The 24,136-nt window shown below is 72.4% G+C and carries 25 protein-coding genes and 1 tRNA gene; 14 read left to right on the forward strand and 12 right to left on the reverse strand.

The window, feature by feature from the left end; translation table 11 throughout:
* Window positions 1–59 precede the first annotated feature (59 nt).
* Together EV284_RS14350 and EV284_RS14355 are read left to right on the forward strand one after the other, a co-directional pair.
* The gene (locus EV284_RS14350; RefSeq protein ID WP_130333925.1) at window positions 60–1,205 is read left to right on the forward strand and encodes a DUF475 domain-containing protein; all 1,146 of its coding nucleotides are present in this window, start codon (window positions 60–62) and stop codon (window positions 1,203–1,205) included.
* A 115-nt stretch (window positions 1,206–1,320) separates the two neighbouring features.
* Window positions 1,321–2,058: a Tellurium resistance gene (locus tag EV284_RS14355; RefSeq protein ID WP_130333927.1), complete on the forward strand. Its 738-nt coding sequence runs from the start codon at window positions 1,321–1,323 to the stop codon at window positions 2,056–2,058.
* 25 nt (window positions 2,059–2,083) lie between these two features.
* On the opposite strand, the gene EV284_RS14360 is transcribed toward EV284_RS14355, so the two are convergent.
* Complete coding sequence (locus EV284_RS14360; RefSeq protein WP_130333929.1) at window positions 2,084–2,944, reverse strand: TerD family protein; 861 nt, start codon at window positions 2,942–2,944, stop codon at window positions 2,084–2,086.
* Between the two features lie 174 nt (window positions 2,945–3,118).
* On the opposite strand from EV284_RS14360, the gene EV284_RS14365 reads away from it, so the two are divergent.
* The 3 genes from EV284_RS14365 to EV284_RS14375 all read left to right on the forward strand — a co-directional run bounded on the left by EV284_RS14365 (window position 3,119) and on the right by EV284_RS14375 (window position 7,651).
* Complete coding sequence (locus EV284_RS14365) at window positions 3,119–4,294, forward strand: HpcH/HpaI aldolase/citrate lyase family protein (RefSeq protein WP_130333931.1); 1,176 nt, start codon at window positions 3,119–3,121, stop codon at window positions 4,292–4,294.
* 82 nt (window positions 4,295–4,376) lie between these two features.
* Window positions 4,377–6,818, forward strand: coding sequence for a phosphoribosyltransferase (locus EV284_RS14370; RefSeq protein WP_130333933.1), 2,442 nt, complete (start codon window positions 4,377–4,379; stop codon window positions 6,816–6,818).
* On the forward strand, window positions 6,818–7,651 hold the full coding sequence (locus tag EV284_RS14375; RefSeq protein ID WP_130333935.1) for an HAD family hydrolase: 834 nt from the start codon (window positions 6,818–6,820) through the stop codon (window positions 7,649–7,651). Before EV284_RS14370 ends, EV284_RS14375 begins: the two co-directional genes overlap by 1 nt.
* 63 nt (window positions 7,652–7,714) lie before the next feature.
* Here EV284_RS14375 and EV284_RS14380 read toward each other — a convergent pair whose 3' ends face one another.
* From EV284_RS14380 to EV284_RS14390, 3 genes are all read right to left on the reverse strand, one after another.
* A complete protein-coding gene (locus EV284_RS14380) occupies window positions 7,715–7,930 on the reverse strand; it encodes a zinc ribbon domain-containing protein (protein ID WP_130333937.1) in 216 nt (71 codons plus the stop codon).
* A gap of 38 nt (window positions 7,931–7,968) precedes the next feature.
* A complete protein-coding gene (locus EV284_RS14385; RefSeq protein WP_130333939.1) occupies window positions 7,969–8,553 on the reverse strand; it encodes a DUF4383 domain-containing protein in 585 nt (194 codons plus the stop codon).
* Between the two features lie 95 nt (window positions 8,554–8,648).
* Entirely contained in the window at window positions 8,649–10,025 is a 1,377-nt protein-coding gene (locus tag EV284_RS14390; RefSeq protein WP_130333941.1) for a hypothetical protein, read from the reverse strand.
* Window positions 10,026–10,194: 169 nt separating this feature from the next.
* Between EV284_RS14390 and EV284_RS14395 the strand changes: the two genes are divergently transcribed.
* Together EV284_RS14395 and EV284_RS14400 are read left to right on the forward strand one after the other, a co-directional pair.
* Window positions 10,195–10,266: transfer RNA gene (locus tag EV284_RS14395), tRNA-Val, on the forward strand.
* Between the two features lie 299 nt (window positions 10,267–10,565).
* A complete protein-coding gene (locus EV284_RS14400; protein ID WP_130333943.1) occupies window positions 10,566–11,234 on the forward strand; it encodes a DUF4352 domain-containing protein in 669 nt (222 codons plus the stop codon).
* Window positions 11,235–11,409: 175 nt separating this feature from the next.
* On the opposite strand, the gene EV284_RS14405 is transcribed toward EV284_RS14400, so the two are convergent.
* Window positions 11,410–11,637, reverse strand: a complete 228-nt coding sequence (locus tag EV284_RS14405) for a DUF2277 domain-containing protein (RefSeq protein WP_130333945.1) — start codon at window positions 11,635–11,637, stop codon at window positions 11,410–11,412.
* A gap of 94 nt (window positions 11,638–11,731) precedes the next feature.
* Here EV284_RS14405 and EV284_RS14410 point away from each other — a divergent pair, with 94 nt between their 5' ends.
* Together EV284_RS14410 and EV284_RS14415 are read left to right on the forward strand one after the other, a co-directional pair.
* Window positions 11,732–12,646, forward strand: coding sequence for a 2-dehydropantoate 2-reductase (locus tag EV284_RS14410; protein ID WP_130333947.1), 915 nt, complete (start codon window positions 11,732–11,734; stop codon window positions 12,644–12,646).
* 69 nt (window positions 12,647–12,715) lie between these two features.
* Window positions 12,716–13,045 (forward strand): hypothetical protein, encoded by a 330-nt coding sequence (locus EV284_RS14415; RefSeq protein ID WP_130333949.1) that lies wholly within the window; start codon window positions 12,716–12,718, stop codon window positions 13,043–13,045.
* 30 nt (window positions 13,046–13,075) lie between these two features.
* Here the strand turns inward: EV284_RS14415 and EV284_RS14420 are convergent, their stop codons facing one another.
* Window positions 13,076–13,693: a VTT domain-containing protein gene (locus EV284_RS14420; protein WP_130333951.1), complete on the reverse strand. Its 618-nt coding sequence runs from the start codon at window positions 13,691–13,693 to the stop codon at window positions 13,076–13,078.
* Window positions 13,694–13,932: 239 nt separating this feature from the next.
* Between EV284_RS14420 and EV284_RS14425 the strand changes: the two genes are divergently transcribed.
* Entirely contained in the window at window positions 13,933–14,439 is a 507-nt protein-coding gene (locus EV284_RS14425; protein ID WP_130333953.1) for a superoxide dismutase family protein, read from the forward strand.
* A 193-nt stretch (window positions 14,440–14,632) separates the two neighbouring features.
* Here EV284_RS14425 and EV284_RS14430 read toward each other — a convergent pair whose 3' ends face one another.
* A complete protein-coding gene (locus EV284_RS14430) occupies window positions 14,633–15,088 on the reverse strand; it encodes a DoxX family protein (RefSeq protein WP_130333955.1) in 456 nt (151 codons plus the stop codon).
* Between the two features lie 161 nt (window positions 15,089–15,249).
* Window positions 15,250–15,903: an HNH endonuclease family protein gene (locus tag EV284_RS14435; RefSeq protein WP_130333957.1), complete on the reverse strand. Its 654-nt coding sequence runs from the start codon at window positions 15,901–15,903 to the stop codon at window positions 15,250–15,252.
* Window positions 15,904–16,290: 387 nt separating this feature from the next.
* Here EV284_RS14435 and EV284_RS14440 point away from each other — a divergent pair, with 387 nt between their 5' ends.
* The 3 genes from EV284_RS14440 to EV284_RS14450 all read left to right on the forward strand — a co-directional run bounded on the left by EV284_RS14440 (window position 16,291) and on the right by EV284_RS14450 (window position 20,084).
* Complete coding sequence (locus tag EV284_RS14440; protein ID WP_086694149.1) at window positions 16,291–16,872, forward strand: TMEM165/GDT1 family protein; 582 nt, start codon at window positions 16,291–16,293, stop codon at window positions 16,870–16,872.
* Between the two features lie 417 nt (window positions 16,873–17,289).
* Entirely contained in the window at window positions 17,290–17,952 is a 663-nt protein-coding gene (locus EV284_RS14445; protein WP_130333959.1) for an HAD-IA family hydrolase, read from the forward strand.
* A gap of 101 nt (window positions 17,953–18,053) precedes the next feature.
* Window positions 18,054–20,084, forward strand: a complete 2,031-nt coding sequence (locus EV284_RS14450) for an MDR family MFS transporter (protein WP_130333961.1) — start codon at window positions 18,054–18,056, stop codon at window positions 20,082–20,084.
* Here the strand turns inward: EV284_RS14450 and EV284_RS14455 are convergent.
* Window positions 20,026–20,571, reverse strand: coding sequence for a GNAT family N-acetyltransferase (locus EV284_RS14455; RefSeq protein WP_130333963.1), 546 nt, complete (start codon window positions 20,569–20,571; stop codon window positions 20,026–20,028). The two genes, EV284_RS14450 and EV284_RS14455, sit on opposite strands and share 59 nt — an antisense overlap.
* A 42-nt stretch (window positions 20,572–20,613) precedes the next feature.
* A complete protein-coding gene (locus EV284_RS14460) occupies window positions 20,614–21,024 on the reverse strand; it encodes a DUF1992 domain-containing protein (protein WP_130333965.1) in 411 nt (136 codons plus the stop codon).
* Window positions 21,025–21,124: 100 nt separating this feature from the next.
* Here EV284_RS14460 and EV284_RS14465 point away from each other — a divergent pair, with 100 nt between their 5' ends.
* Entirely contained in the window at window positions 21,125–21,517 is a 393-nt protein-coding gene (locus tag EV284_RS14465; RefSeq protein ID WP_130333967.1) for a hypothetical protein, read from the forward strand.
* Between the two features lie 452 nt (window positions 21,518–21,969).
* Here EV284_RS14465 and EV284_RS14470 read toward each other — a convergent pair whose 3' ends face one another.
* Together EV284_RS14470 and proP are read right to left on the reverse strand one after the other, a co-directional pair.
* On the reverse strand, window positions 21,970–22,641 hold the full coding sequence (locus EV284_RS14470; RefSeq protein ID WP_130333969.1) for an O-methyltransferase: 672 nt from the start codon (window positions 22,639–22,641) through the stop codon (window positions 21,970–21,972).
* A 130-nt stretch (window positions 22,642–22,771) separates the two neighbouring features.
* Complete coding sequence (proP, locus tag EV284_RS14475; protein ID WP_207229029.1) at window positions 22,772–24,133, reverse strand: glycine betaine/L-proline transporter ProP; 1,362 nt, start codon at window positions 24,131–24,133, stop codon at window positions 22,772–22,774.
* Between the last annotated feature and the right edge of the window lie 3 nt (window positions 24,134–24,136).

The raw sequence follows: 24,136 nt of genomic DNA on the forward strand, positions 1-24,136 counted from the left end.
GGGGAGACCTCCCCCAGACAGCGTCTGGGAGGGGCCCCCAGAAGATGATGGGGTAGCCAGTGCTTCTGAAAACCTTCGGCTGGTCTTTCGCGATCACCGCGATCGGCCTGGTCGCGGCGGTCTTCTACGGGGGGTGGAAGGCCTTCGGCATCGTGGCGATCCTTTCCGTCCTCGAGATCTCGCTGTCCTTCGACAACGCGGTGGTCAACGCGGGAATCCTGAAGAAGATGAATGCCTTCTGGCAGAAGATCTTCCTCACGGTCGGCGTGCTCATCGCGGTCTTCGGCATGCGGCTGGTCTTCCCCGTCGTCATCGTCGCCGTCAGCGCCAAGATGGGTCCGATCGAGGCCGTCAATCTCGCGCTGAACAACAAGGACCGCTATCAGGAACTCGTCACCGACGCCCACCCGGCCATCGCCGCGTTCGGTGGCATGTTCCTGCTGATGATCTTCCTCGACTTCATCTTCGAGGACCGGGACATCCAGTGGCTGCGCTGGATCGAGCGTCCGCTGGCCAAGCTCGGCAAGGTCGACATGCTGTCGGTCTGCATCGCCATGATCGTCCTGCTGATCACCTCCTTCACCTTCGCCACCCACGCCCACCAGCACGGCGGCGCCCATGTCGACAAGGCCCAGACGGTCCTGATCGCGGGCATCGCGGGTCTGATCACCTACATGGTCGTCGGCGGTCTCTCCGGGTACTTCGAGGACAAGCTGGAGGCCGAGGAGGAGGCCGAGCACGAGGCCGAGGAGGAGGCCGCCCGCTCCGGCAAGCCACGCTCGGCGGTGAAGCTGGCCGGCCAGGCCGCGTTCTTCATGTTCCTGTACCTGGAAGTCCTGGACGCGTCCTTCTCCTTCGACGGTGTGATCGGCGCCTTCGCCATCACCAACGACATCGTCCTGATGGCGCTGGGCCTCGGCATCGGCGCGATGTACGTCCGTTCGCTGACCGTCTACCTGGTCCGCCAGGGCACGCTCGACGACTACGTCTACCTGGAGCACGGCGCCCACTACGCGATCGGCGCCCTCGCGGTGATCCTCATGGTCACCATCCAGTACGAGATCAACGAGGTCGTCACCGGCCTGGTCGGCGTCGTCCTGATCGCCTGGTCCTTCTGGTCCTCGGTCCGCCGCAACCGCGCCCTCGCGGCCTCCGGCGGCGATGCCGGGTCGAGCGAGAAGACGGAGATCTCCTCGGGGGTCTGACCCAGGGGCAAGATCGGGGACGTGGCGGGGTGTGGCATCCCGCGCGGTGAGGAACGCTTCGAATGGGGCGGCCGACTCGGGTCGGTCGCCCCGACGACTTTTCCAGGGGGCGGGCATGGGATTTCTCGACGGACTGCTGGGCGGGCGCACCGCCGACTTCGACTCGGGCAGCTCCGGGTCCAACGCGATCGAACTGACCAAGCGGCACCAGCAGGTGTCCCTCACCAGGCAGGGCGCGGCCACGGGCAACCTCCGGGTCAACCTGACCTGGCGGATGCGCACCTCCGACCTCGGCGGCCCCCAGCGCGGCAGCCTCTTCCGGCACCCCTTCAAGGCACTGAAACCACCGGAAGTGATGGGCCACGGCCAGAGCATGGTCAACGTCGACCTGGACCTCGGCTGCCTCTACGAACTCACCGACGGCACCAAGGGCGTCGTCCAGCCCCTCGGCGGCTACCTGGGCGACGTCAACGCCCCGCCGTACGTCAAGCTCAGCGGCGACGACCGCTTCGGCTCCGCCTCGGGCGAGACGATGTACGTCAACCTGGACCACCGGGACGCCATCAAACGCCTGCTGGTCTTCGTGTACATCTACGACCAGACCCCGGCCTTCGACCGCACCCACGCCGTGGTCACCCTCTACCCGAGCAACGGCCCGCGCATCGAGGTCGGCCTCGACGAACGCCATCCGCAGGCCCGCTCGTGCGCGGTGGTGCTGATAGAGAACGTGAAGGGCGAACTGGTCGTGCGCCGCGAGGTGAAGTTCGTCTACGGCTTCCAGGGCGAGCTGGACCGGCTGTACGGCTGGGGACTGACCTGGGGGCGGGGCTACAAGACCAAGGCGGACCGGTGAGCCGGCGCGGCCTGCGGACGTCCGCCTAGCGCCCCAGGAACTGCGGCCCCTGCGGCGGCAGCCGGAAGTCCGGGTCCAGCGGGGCCGCGGCGGGCACCGGCGGGGACTGGGGGTAACCGTAGGCGGGCGGCGCCTGCGTCTGGACGGACTGGGGGTAGCCGTAGGTCGCCTGGCTCGCGGAGGCGGGCTGCGGATAGCCGTACGCGGGCTGCGGGGCCGAGACGGGCTGCGGGTAGCCGTAGGCCGGCGGCTGGGCGGGCAGCGGCGGCAGCGCTACCGGCTGCTCCGGGGGCAGCGGCACCGACCGGGACTCGTGCGGGCGCGGCTCCTCGGCCGCCGCCTCCGACTCGTCCACCGAGATGCCGAAGTCGGTGGCAAGCCCCTCCAGACCGTTGGAGTAGCCCTCGCCCAGCGCGCGGAACTTCCAGCCGTCCCCGCGCCGGTACAGCTCGCCGCAGATCAGTGCCGTCTCCGCGCCGGTCTCCGGCTTCACCTCGAACCGCGCCAGCGGCTCGGCGTCGGTCGCCGAGGCGTCGTACAGCAGCACGCACAGCGCCGGGACGCGGTCGAAGGGGACGTCGTCGGCGGAGGCCACCAGCAGGACGCGGGCCACCCCGGACTCGACCCCGGCCAGGTCCACCTGGACGGTGTCGGTCAGGCCACCGGCGACCGGCTTCCGGCCCAGCCCCCACACCGCGCCGGAGGGGTGGCGGGGCTGGTTGTAGAAGACGAAGTCCTCGTCCGAGCGCACCCGGCCGTCGGGGCCCAGCAGCAGCGCGGAGGCGTCGACCTCGGGGACGTCCTGCCCCGGTGTCCAGCGCAGCACCGCCCGTACCGCGGCGGCGTCCAGCGGGACGTTCGACCCCTTCAGCATCGCGTGCGTCATGCGGTCATCCTGCCTTCTCGGTCCTGGCCACGACAATGCGGGGGGTGTTCCACCCGACACGGGCGGGTAACCGGAAATTCATGCCGGCCGGGAACCCCGGACATGCGTCTCTACGTACTATTACCGGCCACCCTTTGCGGAAATCACAGACCAGGCGCGCCTTGAGGGAGTCCTATGCGTCATTTCGGGCACATCGCCCCCGAAACGCGGGAGCGTCTCTTCCACCAGGAGCCGTGCGCCTTCACCGCCGACTCCCCGGCCAGACTGCTCTCGGCGGCCCTCGGGGCCACCCTGTACAGCCCGGCCACCCGACCCCGGCTCGCCGCCGACATCGTCAAGCAGACGGGCAGCGGCGTCGTCTCAATGGTGCTGTGCCTGGAGGACTCCATCGCGGACGAGGACGTGCCGGCCGGTGAGGAGAACCTGGTCCGGCAGTTCGCCGAGCTGGACGCCCTGCACGCCAGGACCGGTGCCGAGCCGCCCCTGCTGTTCGTCCGGGTGCGCACGCCCGACCAGATCCCGGACCTGGTCCGGCGCCTGGGCGCCAGCGTCCGGCTGCTGTCCGGATTCGTGCTGCCCAAGTTCACCGAGGAGCGCGGTGTCCCCTTCCTGGAGGCGCTGAGCGCGGCCGAGACAGCCTGCGGACGGCGGCTTTTCGCCATGCCGGTGCTGGAGTCGCCCGAGCTGCTGTACCGCGAGTCCCGCGTGGAGACCCTGGAGGGCATCGCCCGCGCGGTCGGCAAGTACCGCGACCGGGTCCTGGCGCTGCGCCTGGGCGTCACCGACTTCTGCTCCTCCTACGGGCTGCGCCGCGCCCCCGACATGACCGCGTACGACGTCCAGATCGTCGCCTCCGTCATCGGCGACGTGGTCAACATGCTGGGCCGGGCCGACGGCAGCGGCTTCACCGTGACCGGGCCGGTGTGGGAGTACTTCCGGGTCCCCGAGCGCGTCTTCAAGCCGCAGCTCAGGACGAGCCCCTTCCTGGAGGTGCGCGCCGTCGGACTGCGCGAGAAGCTGATCGAACACGCCATGGACGGCCTGCTGCGGGAGATCTCCCTCGACCAGGCCAACGGTCTGCTCGGCAAGACCTGCATCCATCCCTCCCACGTGCTTCCCGTGCACGCGCTCTCCGTGGTCAGCCACGAGGAGTTCAGCGACGCGGCGGACATCCTCCGGCCGGACAGCGACGGCGGCGGAGTCCTCAGGTCCGCGTACACGAACAAGATGAACGAGGTGAAGCCGCACCGCGCCTGGGCCGAGCGGACCCTGCTGCGCGCGGAGGTCTTCGGGGTGGCCAACGAGGACGTCGGCTTCGTGGACCTGCTCACCGCCGGCGTGACCGGCTGAGCCCTCCCTCGCCCGCGAGACCCTCCTGGCACAGATCCTCCTCTCCCCACCCCGAGATCCACCCCCGAGCCGCAAGGAACGCATGAGAAACGCAGTGAACGACGGCGTCTGGTCCGGCACCTGGGTCGCACGGCGACTCGGTGTCGAACTGGAGGGCGACGAGCACCTGACCGACCTGCTGGGGATGGCGCTGCGCCGCAACCCCAAGCGGGCTCATCTGCTGGTCTCCAACGTGCTCGGCAAGCACGTCCCGCAGTCGCCCGCCGTGGTCCACGGCCACGGGGTGCGCCTCGGCCACCGGGTCCGCGCCCTGCTCGGGGACGCGGAGGCGGCCCGTGCGGTCGTCCTCGGGTACGCCGAGACCGCCACCGGCCTCGGCCACTCGGTCGCGGACGGCCTCGCCCTGGCCCCGTATCTGCACTCCACCCGTCGGCCCGTCGCCGGGGTCACCCCGGCCGGGGGCTTCGAGGAGTCCCATTCGCACGCCACCTCCCACCTGCTGCTCCCCGAGGACCCGGCGCTGCTGGCCGGGGACGGCCCGCTGGTGCTGGTGGACGACGAGTTCTCCACCGGCAACACCGTCCTGAACACCATCCGCGAGCTGCACGCCCGCCATCCCAGGCGCCGCTACGTGGTCGTCGCCCTGGTCGACATGCGCTCCGCCGAGGACGCCGCCCGGCTGGACCGGTTCGCCGCCGGGATCGGCGCCCGCGTCGACCTGGTCGCCGCCGCCTCCGGGACCGTACGGCTGCCCGAGGGCGTGCTGGAGAGGGGGCAGGCGCTGGTCGCGGGGCACGAGCGGGCCGACGCCGTGCCCGGCGCGGTGCCGGGCGGCGAGGTGAGCCGGGTGGACCTGGCCTGGCCGGCCGGGCTGCCCGACGGCGGACGGCACGGCTTCACCCCGGCCCATCGCGCCCGGCTGGAGGCCGCGCTGCCCGGCATGGCCGCCCGGATCGCCGACGCGCTGCCCGACGGCTCCCGCCGGGTGCTGGTGCTGGGCTTCGAGGAGCTGATGTACGCCCCGCTGCGGCTCGCGGCCGAGCTGGAGCGGACCGTAGCGGCCGAGGTGCGCTACTCCACCACCACCCGCTCACCCGTGCTCGCCGTGGACGACCCCGGCTACGCGATACGCACCCGCCTCGCCTTCCCCGCCCACGACGACCCGGCGGACGGCCCCGGCGAGCGCTACGCGTACAACGTCGCGGGCGCGGGCTTCGACACCGTGGTCGCCGTCGTCGACTCCGCCGCCGACACCCCCGCCCTGCACGCCCCGGACGGCCTGCTCGCCCGGCTCGCGGCGCACGCCCCGCACGTCCTGCTCGCGGTCGTGCCCGCCCACGAGCCCCACCTTCCCGAAAGGCCGGCCATGCTGCCCGAGCCCCTCCGCGGCCCCGCCTTCTCCTCGTACGCGCCCGACGAGGTCGGCTGGCTGCTCCAGGACCTCTCCGCGGTCAGCCTGGAGGCGCCGACCGAGGAGCGCGAGGAGGCCGTGCAGAACGGCGGCGCGCACTACGCGGAGTCGCTGCCGGTGGAGTACCAGCCCAGCGAGCGCTACCAGGCACTGTTCCACGCCGCCCTTGAGACCTCCGCCGACCGGATCGCCCGCGCGGTCGGCGTGGTCACCGAGACCGTGCTCACCGAGCGCGGCGGCACCCCCGTCCTGGTCTCGCTCGCCCGCGCCGGAACACCGGTCGGCGTGCTCATGCGCCGCTGGGCCGGGCAGCGGTACGGGATCGAACTCCCGCACTACGCCGTCTCGATCGTCCGGGGCCGGGGCATCGACGCCAACGCCCTGCGCTGGCTGGCCGCGCACCACGACCCGCGCGACGTCGTCTTCGTGGACGGCTGGACCGGCAAGGGCGCCATCACCCGTGAACTCGCCGCCGCCATCGAGGAGTTCGAGCGCGCCGAGGGTGTCACCGGCTTCGACCCGGAGATCGCCGTCCTCGCCGACCCGGGCTCCTGCGTGCGCACCTACGGCACCCGCGACGACTTCCTCATACCCTCCGCCTGCCTCAACTCCACCGTCTCCGGCCTGATATCGCGCACCGTGCTCCGTGCCGACCTGGTCGGTCCGGACGACTTCCACGGCGCGAAGTTCTACCGCGAACTGGCGGACGCCGACGTGTCGGTGGCCTTCCTCGACGCCGTCTCCGCCCGCTTCCCCGAGGTCCGCGACGAGGTGGACGCGGCCGTCAAGGAACTGCCGGCCGAGGACCGCACCCCGACCTGGGAGGGCTGGCGGGCCGTGGAGCGGATCAGCGAGGAGTACGGCATCCACGACGTGAACCTGGTCAAGCCCGGCGTCGGCGAGACCACGCGGGTGCTGCTGCGCCGGGTGCCCTGGAAGATCCTCGCCAAGGCGGGCGCGGGCGCCGACCTCGACCACGTCCGGCTGCTCGCCGAACAGCGCGGGGTGCCGGTGGAGGAGGTCGACGACCTGCCGTACACCTGCGTCGGGCTGATCCACCCCAAGTACACCCGCGGTGCCACGGGCGCCGACGGCCGGGCGGTGAACGCCTGATGCCGGTACTGGTGGCCAGCGATCTCGACCGCACGCTGATCTACTCGGCGGGCGCCCTCGCGCTCACGATGCCCGACGCGCGGGCGCCCCGGCTGCTCTGCGTGGAGGTGCACGAGTCCCGTCCGCTGTCCTTCATGACGGAGACGGCGGCCGCCCTGCTGACCGAACTGGCGGACGCGGCGGTGTTCGTGCCGACGACCACCCGCACCCGTACCCAGTACGGGCGCATCAACCTGCCCGGGCCGCCCGCCCGGTACGCGATCTGCGCCAACGGCGGTCATCTCCTGGTCGACGGAGTCACCGACCGGGACTGGCACGCCTCGGTGCTGGCCCGCCTCGCCGACGAGTGCGCGCCGCTCGCCGAGGTCACCGACCATCTGCGCCGGGCCTCCGACCCCGTCTGGCTGCGCAAGCAGCGGGTGGCCGAGGACCTGTTCGCCTACCTGGTGGTCGAGCGGGAACTGCTGCCCGAGGACTGGGTGGGCGAGCTGGCCGAGTGGGCCGGGGAGCGGGGCTGGACGGTGTCGCTCCAGGGCCGCAAGATCTACGCGGTTCCGCAGCCGCTCACCAAGGGCGCCGCGGTGCGCGAGGTGGCCCGGCGCACCGGGGCGGAGCTGACACTCGCGGCCGGGGACTCGCACCTGGACGCCGACCTGCTGCTGGCCGCCGACCGCGGCTGGCGCCCCGGCCACGGCGAGCTGGCCGACAGCGGCTGGACCGCGCCCACGATCGGTCAGGTCGCCGAGCGGGGCGTGCTGGCGGGGGAGCGGATCACCCGCGAGTTCCTGCGGGTGGCGCGGGGCGCGGTGGTCCCGGCGCGGCTGCCGGCGTAGCGGCACGGCGGGGTACGGCGAGACGGCACCGGACGCCCGTCCGGTGCCGTACCCATGTCCTGCTCAGCCGCAGCAGCCGCCCCCGCAGCAGCCACCACCGCCGCCTCCGCCCGAGGGGGCCGGAGCGGCGGCGGAGCCGCCGACGGCCACCGCCGACAGCAGCTTGACCGTGTCGTCGTGGCCCTCGGGGCAGGTGGCGGGCGCGGCGGACTCCGCCATCGGGCGGCTGAGTTCGAAGGTGTCGCCGCAGGTCCGGCAGCGGTACTCGTAGCGAGGCATGCGCACAGGTTAGCCGCCGGACCCGGCGAGCCGGGGAGTCACTCGGGCTTCGTGTCCGGGCCGGTGACGGCGCGCTTGTCCGGGTTGGTGAGGGCCGGGTCCTCGTGCTCGGCCTCGGGGTGCCGGGAGCGCCAGTAGGGGTTGTCGTGCGGGAGGGACGAGCCGACCCGGCCGTACATGCCGAAGGTCATCAGCAGCAGGCCGACGATGAAGGTGAAGAACACGTTCTGGATCTTGAACGCCAGGAAGTTGTTCTCGGTGCCCAGCAGACCCAGGTTGAGGAAGCCGCTCAGGATGAACAGCACGCCGAAGGCCATGTTCAGGGTCGAGGCGAAGTTGCCGCCGATCACCATCCCCGCCAGCAGGATCACGCCGACGCAGATGGAGAGCACGCTCAGCGCGCCGTTGGTGTTCAGGCCCGCGACCGTGTCGCTGCCGACGTTGAAGGCACCGATGTGGCCGACCAGGCCGAGGATGCCGAAGATCAGCAGGAACAGCCCGATCAGCCCCGCGCCGATGCGGTAGACGAGGTTCAGCTTGTGGTCGACGGGCAGGTGCTCGTCGAACACGGTGCGGTGCCGGGTGGACTGCTTGTCGCGTGAGTGGACTGCGTGTGCGGCCATGTCGCCTCCTTGGGGGCGCGTGCGGAGGCCGTCCCGTACCCCTCAATACTCACCAGCACCCCACGTACCGGCAACAGGGGCGCCGCCGGGCGGGCTCACCGCGCGGGGCCGCCGCGCTCCTCCCGGATCCGGGCGACCACCCCCGCGACCGTGTTCCGCACCGCCTCGGTCTCGGTGAGGAAGTGCCAGTAGTCGGGGTGCCGGCCGCTGTCCAGCGCGGCGACCGCGCGGTCCAGCCGGGCCACCGCCTCGTCCAGCGGGCGGGCGTGCCGGGGGTCGGGCGCGGTGCGGCCCGTCATGGCGAGCCGCTGGGCGTCCCGCAGCGCGAACCGGGTCCGCTCGATCTCCTGCCGGGGGTCCTTCTGGACCGCGTTCAGCCTGGTCAGCCGGTCTCCGGCGGCCGAGACCGCCTCGTCGGTGGTGTTCAGCAGGGCCCGTACGGTCGACAGCAGCGAGGTGGCGTCCGGCCAGCGCTGGGCCTCCCGCGCGGCGCGGGCCTCGGCCAGCTTGCGCTCGGCCTGGCGGACGTTCTCGGCGGCCTGCTCGGGCACCTGCTGGAGGTCCTGCCAGCAGGCGGCGGCGAACCTGCGCCGCAGCTCGCTCAGCACCGGCTCGACCTGGCCGCTGCGGGTGGTGAGGGCCTGCGCGCGGGTGCTCAGGCTGACCAGGCGCCGGTCGATCTCGGCGGCGCGCTCCGGCAGCCGCTCGGCCTCGGCCCGGATCGCCCCGGCCTCCCGCTGCACCCGCTCGGCCCGCTCCAGCGTGGCCGCGACTCCGTGCTGCCCGGCGCCCTGGTTGAGCCGGGTCAGCTCGGGGGAGAGGGCGGCGAGGCGGGCGGCCAGGTCGTCGGCGCCGAGCCGCTTCTCGCGTACGGCGTCCAGGGCGTTGCTCGCGCCGAGCAGGGCCTGCCGGGCGCGCTCGACCGCGGGCGCCAGCCGGGCGAGCCGGGTCTCGGCGCTGCCGAGGAGGGGGCCGAGGGAGGTGGAGAAGCGGTCCAGCTCGCCCTTGACCCGGACCAGCTCGTCCTTGGCGGCGGTCAGCTCGGTACGCGCGCGGTTCGCGGCGGCGGCGTCGAGGTCGTCGCGGTCGAGATCCTGGGCGTCGACGGCCTGGATGTAGGTCTGGCTCGCCTCGTCTATGCGCCGGCCGAGCGCCTCGAAGTCGGCGACGGCACGGCGGGCCGCGGGGGAGTCGTCGACCGCGGAGATGGTCTCGACGGAGATGCGCAGGTCGCGCTGGGCGGTGTCCAGCTCGTAGAAGGCGGCCGCAGCCGCGTCCTTCGCCGCCTGTGCCTCGGCCCGCTGGCTCTCGGCGCGGCCACCGAACCAGCGCCGGGTGCCGCCGCCGGCGAACGCGGCGGCCATGGTGAGCGCGGCCAGCACCGGCAGGCTCATCAGGGTGAGGGCGTCGCGCACGGGGGACGGCGGGTGCGGGTGGGTCTGCGCTGCTGACGTGCCCGGTGTCGCCGTCACATCCCTCTCCCGTGCTGCGGTTGGCCCTGGGTGGTGTCATTCTCCCACCCGTTGAAGACGAACACACGGCCCCGTCAGTTCGCCCCCGCCGCCCTGGGTTCCGGGGTTTGCGGGGCACCTCCCGAGGCAAGGTAGGCTGTCGACTCGTCCCGGCCACGCGCGGGGTCGCGGGTGCGTAGCTCAGGGGTAGAGCGCCTGCCTTACAAGCAGGATGTCGGCGGTTCGAAACCGTCCGCGCCCACGCAGGTCAGAGGCCCGTTGCTGGATCAGCAACGGGCCTCTGTCGATCGTTCGGGGGATGTCCGGGATATCGACTCCGGAGGTAGGTGCCCTCGATGTGCTCGTCGAGCAGTCGCACCAGGAACTCAGGCACGTCGGCCTCGCGCTTCGCGTAGGTGTTCTTCGGCCTTGTGCTTCGGCGGGCCCGAAGCAGTAGTGCTGTCACACGCCGCTGCCGAAGAATTTTCGTTCACTGTGCAACCACACACGTCCTTCACGAGTCATACACCCGCAGCACACCTCACAACCCTCGGGGGACACATGACTCAGCAGCCGCAGCAGCCGCAGCAGCCCGGTTGGAACGGCCAGCAGCAGCCCGGCCAGCCGCAGCCCGGCCAGCCGCCGCAGGGATGGGCCGGCCCCGGCGCCCCGCAGCAGTGGGGAGTACCGCCGCAGCCCCCGAAGAAGAAGGCCGGCGCCGGGAAGATCATCGGTCTCGGGTGTCTCGGCGTCGTCGGTCTGTTCGTCGTCATCGGCATCGCCGCGGCCGTGGCCAGTGGGGGCGACAGCGACGAGGGCAGCAAGAAGCCGGCCGCCACGAGCAGCGCGCCGAAGGGCGAGGCGGCCGAGAAGGGCGACGACGCGAAGGCGGACACGCCCACCGGTCCGATGCGGGTGACCGCCAAGAAGGCGGCCTTCAAGAAGAGCATCCTCGCCGACGGCGACAACTACACCAGCGTCTCCGTCACCATCGCCGCCACCGGCAAGGCCGAGGTGGACGTGAACCCGCTGTACTGCTCGATCATCGACAGCACCGGCAGCAAGCACGCCGCCGAGCTGGCCATGGACGAGGACCAGCTCGACACCACGAAGCTGGCGCCGGGCGAGAAGACCACGGGGTCGATCACCGGCAAGGGCAAGTTCAGCCCGAAGTACGTGTCCTGCACGGACGGGCTGATAGGCGACGCGGTGCGCGCCGACGTGTCCTGACCCCGCACCACCCGGAGGTTCGCAGCGCATCCGGGCCTCACCCGCCTCGCTGGTGGCCGTGCCGAAGAGGGCGACCGCCGGCGAGGCGTGGGTGCGTTCCGGCGCGCGGCGATCCGTACGCCTCTGCTCTGCGCTCCGGAAGTATCCGGGGGCCGTTTTCGCCGTCGCGGGGCGACTACTCCGCCCGTACCGGCCGCCCCCGTACCTCCAGGCTGTCCAGCAGCTCCGCCGTGGCCCGCGTGACGGCGTCCACGGCACGGTCGAACGCCTCGCGGTTGTGGGCGGCGGGGGCCCGGAAGCCCGAGATCTTGCGTACGTACTGCAGCGCGGCGGCGCGGATGTCGTCCTCGGTGGCCTCACCGGGCAACACGGGCGGCCGCAACGTCTTGATACTCCGGCACATGTCTCAAGTCTCCTCCCGCGGGGGCGCGCGTGAAGGATGATCGGCGCGAGGCGGCCACCGGATGTCGGGGCCGACCGTAGGAGAGGACACGTCCATGACGAACAGGCCCACGGTGGCGGTACTCGGTCCCGGCGGCATCGGCGGACTACTGGCCGCGCTGCTGTCCCGTGCCGGGCACCGGGTGATCTGCCTGGCACGGGAGGACACGGCGGAGGCGCTGCGCCGGGACGGAATCCAGGTGCGCAGCGGGCAGTTCGGGGACTTCCACGCGGGTGTGGAGGCGGCCACCGAGCTGCGCGAGCCGGTCGGCGCCTGCCTGATCACCGTCAAGCACACCACGCTGGACGCGGCGCTGACCCGGGTACCGCCCGCCGTGCTCGGCGACGCCCTGGTCGTGCCGTTGCTGAACGGCGTCGAACACCCCGCGTCGCTGCGTAGGCGGTACGAGCCCGAACTGGTCGCCCCCGCGACGATCCGGGTGGAGTCCACCCGCGTCCACACCGGGGACGGCGAGGGCGTGGTGATCGAACACGGCAGCCCCTTCACCGAGATCGACCTCGCGGGCGCGGCGACGGTGCGTCCCCGCGTGGACGCCCTGGCCTCGGCCCTCACCGAGGCCGGTGTGACGGCGCGCGTGGTGGACGACGAGACGGCGGCCCTGTGGGCCAAGATGGCGTTCCTCGCCCCCTTCGCCCTGCTCACGACGCGGTACGGGGTGCCGATCGGCGAGGCCCGCACGCGGTACCGGGCCGAGCTGGAGTCCCTGGTGGCCGAGGCGGCGGAGGTCGGCCGCGCCTGCGGTGCCCCGGTGGACCCGGTGGGGTCCCTCGCCCGGTACGACCTGTTCCCGGCGGCGGCCAGGTCCTCGATGCAGCGGGACGCGGAGGCGGGCCGGGCGCTCGAACTCGACGCGATCGGCGGGGCGTTGCTGCGCGCGGCGGCGCGGCACGGGGTGGCGGTGCCGGTCACGGCGCGGTTGGTGAGGGAGCTGGGCGGCGTCGGCGCCTGAGGCCACTCGTTCGAATGAACTGCCCGGCGTAGCTCGCTACTGGAAATCGAACAGGCGTACCATTGTCGTGTGTCTGCGTCCCATGAATTCCCCAGTGACCTGCTCGCCGGGCAGGAGGAGCTGCATCAGATCAGGGCCGAGCTGTCGGCCCTGCTCAAGCGGCTGCCCTGGTCGGTCGAGCCGCTGGACGGCTTCACCGACGACACCGGCTGGCGCAAGATCGAACGCCCCGCGTCCCCCGGCTGGACCGCCGACGAACAGGCCGAGGTCGAGAAACTCCGCCGCCGCGAACACGAACTGGCCGTCTTCATCACCGGCCATCGCTACTGGACCGAGATAGCGGCCGGCGACCGGGTCGAGGCCCGCTCCCTGCTGAAGCACGCGCACGAGGAGCAGTAGCTTCGGCCGGGGTGGGGCTCCGCCCGCTCTTCAGGAGCCCGCAGGCCGTCGCCGCATCAAGTACGCCGCCGCGGCGCCCGCTCCGGTGAGGGCGGCGATGGAGACCGCGGTGGCCAGCCATGCCGTGCCGAGCCAGCGGGTGCCGTAGTAGCCGAGGGCTGCGCTGTAGGCGGCCCAGGAGAGGCCGGCGAGGGCGGACCAGGGGACGAAGTCGCGGGCGCGGCGGTGCGCGGCGCCCGCGCAGAAGGAGACGACGGAGCGGCCGGCGGGGGCGAAGCGGGCGAGGACGACCAGGGCGCCGCCGCCGCGCGAGAGCGCCTCACCGAGACGTGCCTGCGCGTCGGTCAGCCGACGGGAGCGGGCGATGGCGCGGTCCAGTCGCTCACCGCCGCGCCAGGCCAGCCGGTAGGCGACCAGGTCGCCCAGTACGGAGGCCGTCGTCGCCAGCAGGATCAGTACCAGGATGTCCGGCACGTCATGCGGGACCTGGCCGGCCGCCGCACCCGTACCGGCCGCCGCCGCGGTGGCCGCCGCGACGACCAGGACGCCGCTCGGCAGCACCGGCAGGAAGACGTCGAGCAGGACCGATATGGCCACCACGGCATAGATCCATGGACCGGCCGCCAGCGATCCCACGCTCTCCAGCACGATTACTCCCCGTCGTTCCCCCGATTACAGCCATACAGCGTACGCCTGACCGGTGACGGGAGGTTCATGGGGGGATCAAGTGATCATCACAAGATGTTCACGACCGTCGCGCCGTAACGCCTCGTACATCGCCTTTCACCCGTGCGGCGCGCCCACCGGGCGGCCGGAGTGCATGTCCCGTACCAACGTGTGGGGGGCTCGTACGACCACGGGCGATCACGGGAAAGAAGGTGTGCTCCATGCTGGCAACCCTGAGCGCGGTGACGGCGGCGCTGCTGCTGGGCGGCGCCACCAGCGGCTACACCGTCGACGCCGAGGGCCGGTTCGCCCCGCCCGCCGCCTTCGTCCCGTCGGCCGCGGTGACGTACGACCAGTCCTATGTCCCGGCCGCCGCGAGTATCCGGGTACGCCAGCACACCAGCGCGGGTGGTGCCACCAGGATCGACCTGCGCATCACCGGCGCACGCGCCCATCACTCCTTCGGGGCCTCCGTCCACCAGCGCCCCTGCGGCACCCTCCCCGCCGACGCGGGCCCCCGGTACCGGAACCAGCCCGGCGCCACCGACGGTGACGTGGTCCGCCTCGACTTCACCACCGACGCCCAGGGCGAGGCCGCCGCGAGCGACCAGCACACCTGGGGACTCCGGCGGGACGAGGCCGCCTCCGTGGTGATCCAGGACCGGCCCGGCGACGACGCCACCCGCGTCGCCTGCTTCACGGTCCCCTTCGGCTGGGTCACCGGCTAGCCGCGCGGCGCCGGAACCGGGATGCCGGGCAGCCCCCGCCGGCTCGGGCGCGCGGCGCAGGCGGTGAGGCGGCGCCCGGTCGTCGCCGCGGTCCGGCCGTCCACGGGCTCCGCTCGGCCGCCCCGCAGGGAGCGAGTGGCAGGGGAAGGGGGGCGGGACGAATCTCGTCCCGCCCCCCTTCCGCGTCCCGGCCTCAGGCCGCTATCGGCTCCCGCGCCCTCTCCCCCTCCGGCGAAGCCACCCGCCGGGAGGCCACTACGCGGTCCAGGCCGAACGCGCCCGAGCCCGTGAAGACCAGCAGGAAGAAGGTCCAGCAGAACAGGACGGACAGTTCGCCGCCGTTCTGGATGGGCCAGAGGGCCGCCTGCTGGTGGACGTCGAAGTAGGCGAAGGCCATGGAGCCGGAGGCGAGGAGGGCGGCGCCGCGGGTGCCGAGGCCCAGCAGGACCAGGGCGCCGGCGACGAGCTGGATGAGCGCCGCGTACCAGCCCGGCCAGCTGCCGGCGGCGAGCGTGCCGCCGTGGGTGCCCGCCGCGCCGCCGAGGACGCCGAAGAGCGAGGCGGCGCCGTGCACGGTGAACAGCAGGCCGATGACGATGCGGAAGAGCCCGAGCGCGTACGGCTGGGCGGCGTTGAGACGTGCGGACATGGGGGGGAGGTCTCCTCGTTCGGGGAAGTGCCCAGGTTAGGTAAGCCTCACTCGTACTTGCAAGTTCAACATTCAGCCATGATCGGAAAACGGCGACGGCCCGCCCCGGCCGGGAGGGCCGGGACGAGCCGTGGGTGTGGAGACGGGGAGGCGGGTTGCCGTCAGCAGCCCGACAGGTAGTTCGTCAGCGCGCTCTTCTCCGCCGAGTCCACCGAGAGGTTGTAGTAGTACTTCACCTGGACCCACGCCCGGACGTAGGTGCACCGGTACGACGTGAGGCTCGGCATCCAGGTCGCCGGGTCCTGGTCGCCCTTGGCCTGGTTGACGTTGTCCGTGACCGCGAGGAGCTGCGGCCGGGTGACGTCGTTGGCGAAGCCCTGCCGCTGCGCCGTCGTCCACTTGCTCGCGCCGGAGTCCCACGCCTCGGCCAGCGGGACGAGGTGGTCGATGTCCACGTCGGAGGCCGCGCTCCAGGTCGCGCCGTCGTAGGGGGAGTACCAGCTGCCGCCGGTCGCCACGCAGGCGGAGTCGGTCGTGACGTTCGTCCCGTCCCGCTTGAGTATGTACTCGCGGGTGTTGCAGGTGCCGCTGATCGTGATCCAGGTCGGGAACAGGTCCCGGTTGTAGCCGGTGCGGTTCTCGGTGGCCACGGTGAGCTGCGAGAGGTAGCTCCGGGCGGTGGCGCCGCTGACCGGGGTGGGCAGGGCGGCCGAGGCGGCCGGCGAGTTGAACAGCGCGGCGGAGGCGAGCAGACCGGTGGCCGCGGCGACGACACCGAGCCGTCGACGCGCGTAGAACCGGGACGATCGGGACATGCGGAACATAGGAACTCCCTTGTGGGGTAGGAGTGTTGGCGCGCGGGCAGGGGAATGCTCGCCGGGTGGCGTTGCGGTGGGGTGAGCGCCCGGTTAGAAGCTAGTGACGCGTCCATGACACGACAAGGTTCAGGACGGAACTTTCACGTCCCGTACGATGGGCGGTGCAGAAGGGGAGTAGCTCTTCGCCGGACCGTCGACATACTGCTCAGCGAGCCTGAGCCGGCGCCCGGAGGCGGAATCCCGTGGGACCCGCCAGCGAGACCTTCGGCAAGCAGTGCACGCCCGTGCCCTCGAGGTGCGGGTGCCCAGTGTGCTGCCGTGCCGAGGTGTCTCACGCGTGGAACGCGCACTCTCGGCGGGGCGGCCCCGACCGATTGAGGAACCTTGATCAGTATCACCGTGACGGCGCTCGTCTTCGGCGTCATCTTTCTCGCCGAGCTGCCGGACAAGACCGCGCTCGCCGGCCTCGTCCTCGGTGCCCGTTACCGCGCGTCGTACGTCTTCGCCGGTGTCGCCGCGGCCTTCCTGGTGCATGTCGTGCTCGCCGTCGCGGCGGGCAGCGTGCTGACCCTGCTCCCGCAGCAGATCGTGCACGCCCTCACCGGTGTCCTCTTCCTCGGCGGCGCGGCCGTGCTGCTGCTGAAGAAGGACGAGGGCGAGGAGGAGATCAAGAAGCCCGCCGACCAGTCCTTCTGGAGGGTCGCCGGTACGGGCTTCATGCTCATCCTGGTCGCCGAGTTCGGTGACCTCACCCAGATCATGACCGCCAACCTCGCCGCCCGCTACGACGACCCGCTCTCCGTCGGCCTCGGCGCGGTGCTCGGTCTGTGGGCGGTGGCCGGACTCGGCATCGTCGGCGGAAAGGCCCTGATGAAGCGGGTACCGCTGCGGCTGATCACCCAGATCGCGGCCCTGCTGATGATCGGCCTGGGTGTCTGGAGCCTGTACGAGGCGATCGCCGGCTAGCGCCTGCCCGGAGGCGGGACGCGGATGAGCGGGAGCCGAGTGGGCGTCCGGCCGGGTCCCGCCTCCGGGGCGCGGCGCCGCCGCCCGGCGCCCCTCCCGAGGACCGGGGTGCGGGTCGGCCCGGCCGACGGGGGCGTTCCGGGGTACCGGGTGGGCGGGCGCGTCAGCCGGTGGATCACCACGGCCGAGACGCCCCCTCCCCGAGGTTCCCCGTGCCCGCCGGAGGCTCTCGGGGGAGGCGTGGTGGCGGGATGCGGTCCGCGTTTTGTACCGTGGGGGAACAAAGTGGCTCCCGCCCGCACCCCCTGACCGGCGGGCGGGGCCGCCTTGTCCCCGACAGGAACCCCCGCCGCCCGCGCCGGACGCCCTGTCCCACAGGGCCCCTCGACCGGGGCCCGCGCGTCTTTGGAGCTGCCGATGGCCACCGAGCCCGCCGTTCTCACCGCCCGCGCCCTCCTGCTCGACATGGACGGCACCCTCGTCAACTCCGACGCCGTGGTCGAGCGCATCTGGCGCCGCTGGGCCGCCGCCCAGGGGCTCGACGGCGACGAGGTGATGAGCGTCGTGCACGGCAGGCAGGGCCACGCCTCCATGGCGCTGCTGCTGCCGGAGCGTCCCGTCGAGGAGAACCTCGCGGACAACGCCCGCATGCTCGCCGAGGAGACCGCCGACATGGACGGCGTGGTCGAGGTACCCGGCGCGACCGCCTTCCTCGCCGCCCTCGCCGGCACCCCGCACGCCCTGGTCACCTCCGCCGACGTGGCCCTCTCCACCGCCCGCATGGCCGCCGCCGGGCTTCCCCTCCCCGAGGTCCGCGTCACCGCCGAGTCGGTCGGCGCCAGCAAGCCCGACCCCGAGGGCTTCCTCAAGGGCGCGGCGGAACTCGGCGTCGACCCCGCCGACTGCGTGGTCTTCGAGGACTCCGGCGCGGGCATCGCGGCGGGGCGCGCGGCGGGCATGCGCGTGGTGGGCGTCGGCCCGCGCGCGGGGCAGTACGGGCCGGACGCGCTGGTGAAGGACCTCACCGAGCTGAGCCTGGAGCCGCAGGAGGACGGCACGATCCGCCTTCTCATCGGCTGACCGCCCGCGCAAGCCGGGGCCGTCACCCCCCGCTCTCGACAGGCCGTAGCCCCCTGGACCGCCGAACATGGGAGCAGGCAACCGAGGGCTGGGAGGTCTTCATGGCCTTGGACACGCATGGCGCCGCCGAGGAGGTGCGCCGGGGTGAGCACGTCAGCGGGAATGTGCTCGTCTCCATCGGGGCCCTGTTGCTCGGGCTGCTGCTGGCCGCGCTGGACCAGACGATCGTGTCGACGGCGTTGCCGACCATCGTGAGCGATCTGGGCGGGCTGGAGCACCTTTCCTGGGTCGTCACGGCGTATCTGCTGGCGTCGACCGCCGCGACCCCGCTGTGGGGGAAGCTCGGGGACCAGTACGGGCGGAAGCGGCTGTTCCAGCTCGCCATCGTGATCTTTCTGATCGGGTCCGCGCTGTGCGGGATGGCGCAGAACATGCCGCAGCTCATCGGGTTCCGGGCGCTTCAAGGTCTCGGCGGCGGCGGTCTGATGGTGCTGTCGATGGCGATCGTCGGCGACATCGTCCCGCCCCGTGAGCGCGGCCGGTACCAGGGGCTCTTCGGGGCCGTGTTCGGGGCGACCAGCGTGCTCGGGCCGCTGCTCGGCGGGCTGTTCACCGAGCACCTGAGCTGGCGCTGGGTGTTCTACGTCAACCTGCCCGTCGGGATCGTGGCGCTCGTCGTCATCGCCGCCGCCCTGCACATCCCGCGCCGTACCTCCCGGCACGCCATCGACTACCTCGGCACCCTGCTGATCGCCTCCGTCGCCATCTGCCTGGTGCTGGTCGCCTCGCTCGGCGGGACGACCTGGCCCTGGGCGTCCGGGCAGATCATCGGGCTCGCCGTCCTCGGCGTCCTGCTCGCCGTCGCCTTCGTCGCCGTGGAGCGGCGGGCCGCCGAACCCGTTCTGCCGCTGAAGCTGTTCGGCATCCGCACCTTCACCCTCGCCGCCGTGATCAGCTTCATCGTCGGCTTCGCGATGTTCGGCGCGATGACCTACCTGCCGACCTTCCTCCAGATCGTGCACGGCATCTCGCCCACCATGTCCGGCGTGCACATGCTGCCGATGGTGGTCGGGCTGCTGCTGACCTCCACCGTCTCCGGGCAGATCGTCAGCCGCACCGGCCGCTGGAAGGTGTTCCCGGTCACGGGCACCGCCGTCACCGCCCTCGGCCTGCTCCTGCTGCACCAGCTCGACGAACACAGCTCCACGCTGGAGATGAGCCTGTACTTCTTCGTCTTCGGCCTCGGACTGGGCCTCGTCCTGCAGGTGCTCATCCTCATCGTGCAGAACGCGGTGTCCTACCAGGACCTCGGTGTCGCCACCTCCGGCGCGACCTTCTTCCGGTCCATCGGCGCGTCCTTCGGCGTCGCCATCTTCGGCACCGTGTTCTCGGGCCGCCTCGGCGACAAGCTGGCGGAGGCCTTCCGGGGCGTCCGGCTGCCGGCCGGTCTCTCGCCCGACGCGCTGGAGGCCGACCCGCGCGGCATCGGCGCGCTGCCGCCCCCGCTGCGGCCGGCCGCGCTGCACGCGTTCTCCTCGTCCATCACCGACGTCTTCCTCTACGCCGCCCCGGTCGCGTTCCTCGGCTTCGTGCTGGCCTGGTTCCTCAAGGAGGACCGGCTGCGCGGCTCGGTCACCGCCCCGGACGCCTCCGAGACCATCCCGCCCAACCCGGTCCACCGCTCCTCCTACGAGGAGGTGTGCCGCGCGCTGTCCACGCTGGGCACCCGCGAGGGGCGGCGGGAGATCTACGAGGAGATCACCGCCCGCGCCGGGTACGACCTGCTGCCCGCCGCGAGCTGGATGCTGCTGCGGATGCGCAAGTACGGGTCCGTGGAGCCGTACGTCCTCGCCGAGCGCGCCCCCGTGCCGCTCGGCACGGTGCTGGCCGCCGCCCGGCAGGTCGAGGAACGGCGGCTCGCCGCGCGCGACGGGCTGGAGCTGTCGCTCACCCCGGCCGGGGCGGAGGTCGCCGCGCGGCTCGCCAAGGCCCGGGAGGACTCGCTGTCCGACCTGCTGGGGGACTGGTGGGAGCCCGGACGGCCCACGGACCTCGTGCAGTTGGTGAAGGAACTCACCGCCGAGCTGTGCGGCTCCGAGCGGGAGCGTCCGCAGGTGCGGAAGCCCGGCTGAGGTCCTTGGTGAACCAGTGCTCGGCGTACGGGTCCTCGTTGTGCCGTTCCGTCTCGGTGTAGCCGAGCCGGGCGTACAGGGCGCGGGCCTCCACCAGGTCCGTGCGGGTGTCCAGGATCATCCGCCGGGCGCCGAGGGCACGGGCGGCGTCCTCGGCGGCGCGGACCAGCGGGGCGGCGCCGCCCCGGCCGCGTGTGTGCGCGTACAGGAAGACGCGGGTCAGTTCCGCGGTGTCCGGGGCGAGCAGGCGTACGCCCGCGGAGCCGGCCGGTTCGCCCCCGTACCGCGCGACCAGCAACTCGCCTGTCGGCGGGGCGAGTTCGGCGCCGGCGCGGGCCGCGATCTCCCGCTCCAGCTCGGCCGGGGCGGTGCGGTGTCCCTCGTGCAGCAGGTACCAGCGGTCGCTGACCTCGGTGTAGTACGCCCGCCACAGGGCCGCGGCCACCGGCGAGTCGTACGGTTCCGGGGCGATGGTCCACGTCGTCATGCGGCCATCCCAGCGGGGACGCGGGGCGTGGGCAAGCGGGTTTCAGGCGCCGGTGCCCCTCAGGCGCCGCCACTCGGCCACGACCTCGTCCACGTCGTACGGCTTCCTGCCCAGCGGCGGGCCCGGCGGGGGACGGAACATCATGTCCCGGATCTTGACGTTGACGGCCGTGATGATCTCCCGGACGGCCCGCTCCGAGGGTGCCGCGTACGCCGCCGCGAGCGCGTCCTCGGCCTCCTTGCGCAGGGCGAGCGCCGGGGGCAGCACGGCGAGGCCCTCGCGGGCCATCTTCCGCTTGACCCACCAGAGTTCGTCGTACGCGCCCTCCAGTCCGGCGGGCAGGGGCTTACCGGTGCCGGGCAGCTCGTCGAACTCGCCGCGGCGCTGGGCGGCGTTGATCTGGTGGTCGACCCACGACTCGAACGGGACGCGCGGTGGCTTTCGCTCGGTCATGCCCCCCATTGTGCCGGACGTGGACGAGCCGGGCGTTCTATCATGCGGCGGCGGTGCGGCGATCAGGGGTCCGCGCCAAGGGGCTTCAGGGGGAACACGCGTGCTCGAACTCACCATGGCCGCCGTCTCCAGCGAGGAAGCGGGTGCCACGGCCGGCATGACGATGGCCGAGGCGCCCAGCGAACCGGGTGCCGCGCTCCGCGTGGGCCGGGACGGCGCGGTGTGCCGGCTGGTCACCCCGGAGGACTGGCTCTTCGTCTCCCGCGTCCACCTGGAGTTCCTCTGCGGCCCCGACGGCGGCTGGCAGCTCTCCTGGCTCCACGGCTCCCAGCCCGACCCCTCCTCCGAGGTCCGCCTCACGGTCGGCGAGTACGCCCAGACCGTCCCCTACGGCGGCTCCGTCCGCCTCCCCCGAGGAGCCTCGGGCGAGGTGGTCATCCAGGACCGCACGGCGCCCCGCAGCGTGAACGTGGGCTTCTACCACGAGCCGTAGCCGCCGCCGGCTCGGCGATGGGGCTGCCGCCGGCTCAGCGGTGGGGGCGCCCTCCGCTTCAAGAGGCGAGGTGCGTGCCCCCGCCGGGGCTGCGCGAGGGGTGTTCCCCGCCATGCCGTCGACACCCGTCTGCCTGCTCGCGGGGTCACGCGGGGTGATGGTCCCTGGGCCGGGGCCCGTGGGGCCGGGTGCGTGTGCCGGTCGGCGGGCGCACCGGTGGCCCGGCTGGGTGGGGCAGGCTGTCGCCGGGGGCGGGTGCGGGCTGTGTTTCCCGGCGCCCGGAACCCGGGGCGCGGAGGGCCGGCCGGTGTCTGGCCCTTGCCGGCCCGGCGGGGCACGTGGCGGGGCCCGTGGGTTCGAGTGCGTCCGGCGCACGCCGAGCCCAACGGCGCCCTGTCTGCCGACCTGTGCCCCGGCTCAGCGGGCCCGGCCTGGCGCTGTGGAGGCCGGCCTCAGCCCACCACGCGGGCCAGGGCGAAGCCGTCGTAGCCCTTGCCGCCCACCGTCTGGAGGGCCGTGCCCGTGAGGCGGGGGTGGTCGGCGATGAGGTCGATGGCGGCGCGGGTGCCGGTGATGGCGGGGTCGGTGCTGGTGGGGTCGGCCACGCGGCCGTCGCGCACGACGTTGTCGAGGACGATCAGACTGCCGGTGCGGGTGAGCCGCAGGGCCCACTCGACGTAGTGCGGGTTGTTGGCCTTGTCGGCGTCGATGAAGACCAGGTCGAAGGGGGCCGGGTTCTCGTCGGCGAGGTTGGGGAGGGACTCCAGGGCCGGGCCGACCCGTACGTCCACCATCCGGTCGAGGCCCGCGCGAGCGATGTTGCGGACCGCCACGTCGGCGTGTGCCGGGCTGTGCTCCAGGGTGACCACGCGGCCGTCCTCGGGCAGGGCGCGGGCCAGCCAGATGGTGCTGTACCCGCCGAGGGTGCCGATCTCCAGCACCGTACGGGCGCCCTGGATCTGCGCGAGGAGCTGGAGGAACTTGCCCTGGGTGGGGGTCACCGCGATGGACGGCAGCCCGGCCGCCTCGGAGTCGCGCAGCGCGGCCCGCAGGGTGTCGTCGTCGGGTGCGAGCCGGCTGGTGAAGTAGAGGTCGACGTCGTCCCACCGCTGCGACTCGCTCATGCGTGTGCTGCCTTTCCCGAGTGTCCGCGCAAAGCCTCTGCCAGGGTCCATGGTGCCCCCGGAAAGACAGAAGAGGGCGCGGGAACCGTACGAACGGTTCCCGCGCCCACCTCGCCCGGAGAGAGGACTCCTACTGCTCGGCCTCCACCGCGGGCGGCGAGCCCGGCAGCGGGCGGCCGGCGGACTCGCTCATCCGCCACACCGCGAAGCCACCGATGACGGCGGCGGCCATCATGTAGTACGCGGGCATCATCAGGTTGCCGGTCGCGCCGATCAGCGCGGTGACCACCAGCGGGGTCGTACCGCCGAACAGGGACACCGAGACGTTGAAGCCGATCGACAGCGAGCCGTAGCGGACCCGGGTCGGGAACAGCGCCGGGAGCGCGGCCGGCATGGCGGCGGTGAAGCAGACCAGCAGCAGACCCAGCGCGCCCATGCCGAGCGCGACGGCGAGCAGGCTGCCCTGGCGGATCAGCAGCAGGGCCGGGATCGACAGGAACAGGAAGCCCGCGCAGCCGGCGGCGATCACCGGACGGCGGCCGACGCGGTCGGTCAGGGCGCCCGCGAACGGCTGGACGATCATCATCAGCGCCATCACACCGAGCACGACCAGCAGACCGTGCGTCTCGTCGTACTTCAGCTCACTGGTGAGGAAGCTCGGCATGTACGACAGCAGCATGTAGTCGGTGACGTTGAAGACCAGCACCAGGCCCACGCAGAGCAGCAGCGACTGCCACTGGCCCGCGAGCATCTCGCGCAGCGGCACCTTCGGCCGGTTGGTCTCGGCCTTCTCGACCTCGGCGGCGAACGCCGGGGTCTCCTCCAGGCGCATCCGGAGGTACAGGCCGATGATGCCCATCGGACCGGCGATCAGGAACGGGATGCGCCAGCCCCAGGAGAGCAGGTCGTCGCTGGAGAGCAGGGCCGTCATCAGCGTGACCAGGCCCGCGCCGCCGATGTAGCCGGCCAGCGTGCCGAACTCCAGCCAGCTGCCGAGGAAGCCGCGCTTCTTGTCGGGCGCGTACTCGGCGATGAAGGTCGAGGCACCGGCGTACTCACCGCCGGTGGAGAAGCCCTGCACCAGCCGGGCCGCCAGCAGCAGCACCGGCGCGCCGACGCCGATGGAGGCGTACGAGGGGATCAGGCCGATGGCGAACGTGCCCGCGGCCATCATGATCATCGTGACGGCGAGGACCTTCTGACGCCCGACACGGTCGCCCAGCGGACCGAAGATCATACCGCCGAGGGGGCGGACGAGGAAGGCCGCCGCAAAGGCGCCGAACGTCGAGAGGAGCTGTGCAGTCGGGTTCCCGGAAGGGAAGAAGACTTTGCCCAGTGTCACGGCGATGTAGCTGTAGACGCCGAAGTCGAACCACTCCATGGCGTTGCCCAGCGCGGCCGCCTTGACGGCGCGCTTGACGAGCGCCGGGTCGGTGACCGTGGGCTCTGCCTGGGTCTTCGGGGTCCGAAGGGACTTCGGACGGGGACTCACAGC

The organism is Streptomyces sp. BK022, from assembly GCF_004217355.1.
Lineage (GTDB): Bacteria > Actinomycetota > Actinomycetes > Streptomycetales > Streptomycetaceae > Streptomyces > Streptomyces griseoluteus.